General features: G+C 70.6%; 4 protein-coding genes. 2 read left to right on the top strand and 2 right to left on the bottom strand.

Annotation, left to right across the window (positions count from 1 at the left end; translation table 11 throughout):
- Nucleotides 1-19: 19 nt before the first annotated feature.
- Together ACWD3D_RS32695 and uvrA are read right to left on the bottom strand one after the other, a co-directional pair.
- The gene (locus tag ACWD3D_RS32695; RefSeq protein ID WP_451464358.1) at nt 20-448 is read right to left on the bottom strand and encodes a Rieske (2Fe-2S) protein; all 429 of its coding nucleotides are present in this window, start codon (nt 446-448) and stop codon (nt 20-22) included.
- A gap of 379 nt (nt 449-827) precedes the next feature.
- Nucleotides 828-3,848 carry an excinuclease ABC subunit UvrA gene (gene uvrA / locus ACWD3D_RS32690; RefSeq protein WP_451464357.1) on the bottom strand — a complete coding sequence of 1,007 codons (3,021 nt, stop codon included), beginning with the start codon at nt 3,846-3,848 and terminating at the stop codon, nt 828-830.
- A gap of 177 nt (nt 3,849-4,025) precedes the next feature.
- On the opposite strand from uvrA, the gene ACWD3D_RS32685 reads away from it, so the two are divergent.
- Both ACWD3D_RS32685 and ACWD3D_RS32680 read left to right on the top strand, forming a co-directional pair.
- Entirely contained in the window at nt 4,026-4,715 is a 690-nt protein-coding gene (locus tag ACWD3D_RS32685) for a maleylpyruvate isomerase family mycothiol-dependent enzyme (protein ID WP_451464356.1), read from the top strand.
- A gap of 10 nt (nt 4,716-4,725) precedes the next feature.
- On the top strand, nt 4,726-5,382 hold the full coding sequence (locus ACWD3D_RS32680; RefSeq protein WP_451464355.1) for an MBL fold metallo-hydrolase: 657 nt from the start codon (nt 4,726-4,728) through the stop codon (nt 5,380-5,382).
- Nucleotides 5,383-5,491 lie beyond the last annotated feature (109 nt).

The raw sequence follows: 5,491 nt of genomic DNA, 5'->3' as shown, positions 1-5,491 counted from the left end.
GGCCCGCGCCCGGCAGGGGTCAGGCGCCGGGCCCGGCGGTGAGCCTGCCGCCCTCCGCGCTGACCGGGACGGCGGGCAGCGGCACGGTGGCCGGGCCGTGGATGACCTTGCCGGTCGTGGTGTCGAAGACGCTGCCGTGGCAGGGGCAGTGGCCCTCGTTGTCCTCGACCTTGTACAGGAGGCAGCCCGCGTGGGTGCACTGGGCGCTGAACGCCTTGTACTGCCCCTTCGACGGGCAGGTCACCACGAGGCGCTGCTCGCTGTAGAGCTTCGAGCCGCCGACCGGTACTGCGTCGGCGGCGCCGAGGTCCACCTGCGCGGTCGGGGTCGGGGTCTCGGCGTGCCCGAGCTTGGACTCGGTCGAGCAGGCGGCCGCCCCCAGCCCGGCGGCGCCGGCGAGCGCGGCGCCCTTCAGCACGGTGCGGCGGGTGGCGGGCGAGCCGGACATCGCGGTCTCCACGGAGGTCGGTGGTACAGGGGGTGTGCGGTGGTACGGGGTGTTCACGGACGTACGGGGCGTCGCGGGCCGGTGAGGGCGACGGGCGCACGGTCGGGGCGCGACGACAGAACCGACGATACCGGCGGAGATCGGCACCCCGGCGCCCGGGTCCGGCCCACGGACCGACGGGCCCGGACGGGCCGCCCGTGGGAGCGGGGGCGCGGCATGGGCGGGGCGCGGCACGAACGGGCGGCGGGGTCCGGGCAGGCCATCCGGGCCTCAGGGCACGCCTTCCGGGGTCCGGGCAGCACGCGGCCCGGCCCGCCGGTGTGCCTCCCCCGGAACCCCGGGAGGGAAGGGGCACACCGGCGGGCCGGGGCGGGGCGCGTCAGGCCTTGCGGGCGCGGGTCGCCTTCTTGGCCGCCGGCTTCTTCGCGGCGGGCTGCTTCGCCGTGGCGGCGGTGGCCGTCCGCCGGGCGGGAGCGGTCTTCGCGGCGACCGTCTTCTTGGCGGCGGTCTTGCGCACCGGCTTGCGCGCGGGGGGCACGGCCGCCTCGTTGATCCGGTCGGTGTCCAGGACGTCCTGGAGGAACTTCCCGGTGTGGCTCGCGGGGACGGCCGCCACCTCCTCCGGGGTGCCCTCGGCGACCACCAGGCCGCCGCCGTTTCCGCCCTCGGGTCCCATGTCGATGACCCAGTCCGCCGTCTTGATCACATCGAGGTTGTGCTCGATGACGACGACGGAGTTGCCCTTGTCGACCAGCCCGGAGAGGACCTTGATCAGCTTGCTGATGTCCTCGAAGTGCAGACCGGTGGTCGGCTCGTCCAGGACGTAGACCGTGCGGCCGGTGGAGCGCTTCTGGAGCTCGCTCGCCAGCTTCACGCGCTGTGCCTCACCACCGGAGAGCGTCGGCGCGGACTGCCCGAGCCGGACGTATCCGAGACCGACCTCGTTGAGGGTGCGCAGGTGCCGCGCGATGGTCGGGACGGCCTCGAAGAACTCCAGGCCCTCCTCGATCGGCATGTCCAGCACCTCGGCGATGGACTTGCCCTTGTAGTGGACCTCCAGGGTCTCCCGGTTGTACCGGGCGCCGTGGCAGACCTCGCACGGCACGTAGACGTCGGGCAGGAAGTTCATCTCGATCTTGATGGTGCCGTCGCCCGAACAGTTCTCGCAGCGCCCGCCCTTCACGTTGAAGGAGAAGCGGCCCGGCAGGTAGCCGCGCACCTTCGCCTCCATCGTCTCCGCGAAGAGCTTGCGGACGTGGTCGAAGACTCCGGTGTAGGTCGCCGGGTTGGACCGGGGGGTCCGCCCGATGGGCGACTGGTCGACGTGGACCACCTTGTCCACGAGGTCGTCGCCGTCCACCCGGGTGTGCCGGCCGGGGACCGACTTGGCGCCGTTGAGCTCCCGGGCCAGGTGGGTATAGAGGATGTCGTTGACCAGGGTGGACTTGCCGGAGCCGGAGACCCCGGTGACGGCCGTGAGGACGCCGAGGGGGAAGGAGACGTCGATGTCCTGGAGGTTGTTCTCCCGGGCACCGTGCACGGTGAGCCGGCGGCTCGGGTCCACGGGGCGGCGGACGTCGGGGACGGTGATCTCCCGCTTGCCCGAGAGGTACTGGCCGGTGATCGACTCCTTGTTGGCCAGCAGTTCCTTCAGCGATCCGGAGTGGACCACCTTGCCGCCGTGCTCACCCGCGCCGGGGCCGATGTCCACGACCCAGTCCGCGACCTTGATCGTGTCCTCGTCGTGCTCCACGACGATGAGCGTGTTGCCCATGTCGCGGAGCCTGACCAGGGTCTCGATCAGCCGGTGGTTGTCGCGCTGGTGCAGGCCGATGGACGGCTCGTCCAGCACGTACAGCACGCCGACCAGGCCGGAGCCGATCTGGGTGGCGAGGCGGATGCGCTGGGCCTCGCCACCGGACAGGGTGCCGGCCGCGCGGTTCAGCGAGAGGTAGTCGAGGCCCACGTCGACGAGGAACCTCAGCCGCTCGTTGACCTCCTTGAGGACCCGCTCGGCGATCTTCTTGTCGCGGGCGTTGAGCTTGAGGCGGCCGAGGAATTCGGCGCAGTCGCTGATCGACATCGCGGCGACCTCGGCGATGGACTTCTCCATCACCGTGACCGCGAGGACGATCGGCTTGAGGCGGGTGCCCTCACAGGTCGGGCAGGGGACCTCACGCATGTACCCCTCGAAGCGCTCCCGGCTGGAGTCGCTCTCGGCCTCGGAGTGCCGCCGCTTGACGAACTGGACCGCACCCTCGAAGGACGGGGTGGTGTAGGCGCGCTCGCGGCCGTAGCGGTTGCGGTAGCGCACCTCGGTCTTGATCTTGTGGCCGTAGAGCAGGGCCTTCTTGGCGCGCTGGGGCAGCCCCGCCCAGGGGATGTCCGTACGGAAGCCGAGTGCCTCGGCGAGTGCGCCGATCAGACGGCCGAAGTACTCCTTGGTGTGGCCGTGCGACCAGGGGTGGATGGCCCCCTCGTCGAGCGACTTCTCCTCGTCCGGGACGACCAGCTCGGCGTCGACCTCCATGCGGGTGCCGATGCCCGTGCAGTCGGGGCAGGCGCCGAAGGGCGAGTTGAAGGAGAAGGAGCGGGGCTCCAGCTCCTCGAAGGAGAGGTCGTCGTACGGGCAGTAGAGGTGCTCGGAGAACATCCGCTCGCGCTCGGGGTCGTCCTCGGGGAGGTCCACGAAGTCGAGCACGACCATGCCGCCGGAGAGGCCGAGGGCCGTCTCCACCGAGTCGGTCAGCCGGCGCTTGGCGCTGTCCTTCACCGTGAGGCGGTCGATGACCACCTCGATGGTGTGCTTCTCCTGCTTCTTGAGCGTGGGGGGCTCGGAGAGCTGGATGGTCGTGCCGTCGACCCGCGCGCGGCTGTACCCCTTGGTCTGGAGGTCGGCGAAGAGATCGACGAACTCGCCCTTGCGCTCACGGACCAGCGGGGAGAGCACCTGGAAGCGGCTCCCCTCGGGCAGGCCGAGGACCTTGTCCACGATGGCCTGCGGGGACTGGCGGGAGATCGGCCGCCGGCACTCGGGGCAGTGCGGCTTGCCGATACGGGCGAAGAGCAGACGGAGGTAGTCGTAGACCTCCGTGATGGTGCCGACCGTCGAGCGCGGGTTGCGCGAGGTCGACTTCTGGTCGATGGAGACGGCGGGCGAGAGACCTTCGATGAAGTCGACGTCCGGCTTGTCCATCTGGCCGAGGAACTGCCGGGCGTACGAGGAGAGCGACTCGACGTAGCGCCGCTGCCCCTCGGCGAAGATCGTGTCGAACGCGAGGGAGGACTTGCCCGACCCGGAGAGCCCGGTGAAGACGATGAGGGAGTCACGGGGCAGGTCGAGCGAGACGTTCTTCAGGTTGTGCTCGCGCGCGCCACGGACGATGAGACGGTCGGCCACGCCGGTCCGCACCTTTCTTGAGAGAAACGGGGGAACTGAGCCCCCTGATCCAGGGTATGGGGGGCGCCACAGCGGTGTTGAAAAGCTTTCGACTTCGAGCGTATAGCACGCACATTCGATTTCCGGCCGGTCGTTACCTCCTTCACCCGAACGAGTGGCAGAGCTACGCTCGGTCGCATGAGCGATCATGTGCGCGACCTGGAATCTGTACGCGGAGCGACGGAACGCCTGCTTGCCGCAGCCGCCTTATGGGACAAATCCACTGTCCCCGAACCGTCCCGACTGCCCGGTTGGACCCGGGGCCATGTTCTGGCCCACCTGTCACGTAACGCCGACGCGCTCCGAAATGTTCTCCGCGGACTCCCGATGTACGCGAGCGGCGAAATCCGGGACCGCGACATCGAGGCCGGAGCGCCCCGTTCGCTCGCCGAGCACCTGGACGACCTGCGCACGAGCGGCGAGCGGTTCCTCGCCGAGGCCGCCGTCCCCGCCGACTGGTCACGCACCGTGGAACTGCGGGGCGGCGTGACGGACTCCGCCTTCCACCTCCCCTTCCGGCGCTGGGCCGAGGTCGAGCTGCACCACGTGGACCTCGGTACGGGGTACGAGCTGGAGGACCTGCCGGAGGCGTTCGTGGTCCGGGAGATCGACTTCCTGGCGGAACGCTTCGGACGCCACCCGCAGGTGGTCTCCACCGGGATCCGGGACGCCGACGGCCGGGTCTGGACCACGGGCGGCGGCAAGGAGGGCCCCGTGACCGGTGTCAGCGGCCCGGCTCCGGAGCTCCTGGGCTGGCTCTCGGGCCGCCGCGACGGCTCGGCCCTGACCGTGGAGGGCGGCCCCCTCCCCGTACTGCCGCCGCTATAGGCTGCCGCCCATGACCTACAGCGGAGCGGTGCGGGTCGGCGGACCCGCGGACGTGCACGAGCTGACCGGCCTGATGATCTCCAAGGTCGCGGTCGGCCCGATGAACAACAACGCCTATCTGCTGCGCTGCCGGGCCACCGGCGAGCAGCTCCTCATCGATGCCGCCAACGAGGCGGACACCCTGCTGCGGCTCGTCGGCGAGGACGGCATCGCCTCGGTGGTCACCACGCACCAGCACGGTGACCACTGGCAGGCGCTGGCCGAGGTGGTGGCCGCCACCGGCGCCGTCACCTACGCCGGACGGTACGACGCCGAGGGCATCCCGGTCGCGACCGACGTCCTCGTGGAGGACGGGGGCACCATCCGGGTCGGCGAGGTCACCCTGACCGCCGTCCATCTGGTCGGCCACACGCCGGGCTCCATCGCACTGGTCTACGACGACCCGCACGGGGCTCCGCACCTCTTCACCGGCGACTGCCTCTTCCCCGGCGGCATCGGCAACACCCGCAAGGACCCCGAGGCATTCGCGAGCCTGCTCCACGACGTGGAGACCAAGCTCTTCGACCAGCTTCCCGACGAGACCTGGGTCTACCCGGGCCACGGCCACGACACCACGCTCGGCGACGAGCGCGGACAGCTCCCCCAGTGGCGCGCCCGGGGCTGGTGAGGCCCGACGCCCGGCCGTGACGTCGACCAGCCGGACGACCTCTACGCGAACATCGACGGGCTGCCGCCGGAGGAGAGCGACCTCGACGAGTTCCTCTGCTCGTCCGAGA

The organism is Streptomyces sp. NPDC002690, assembly GCF_053592415.1.
The sequence above is the reverse complement of the archived record's forward strand: the minus strand, read 5'-3'. Positions and strand labels throughout refer to the sequence as shown.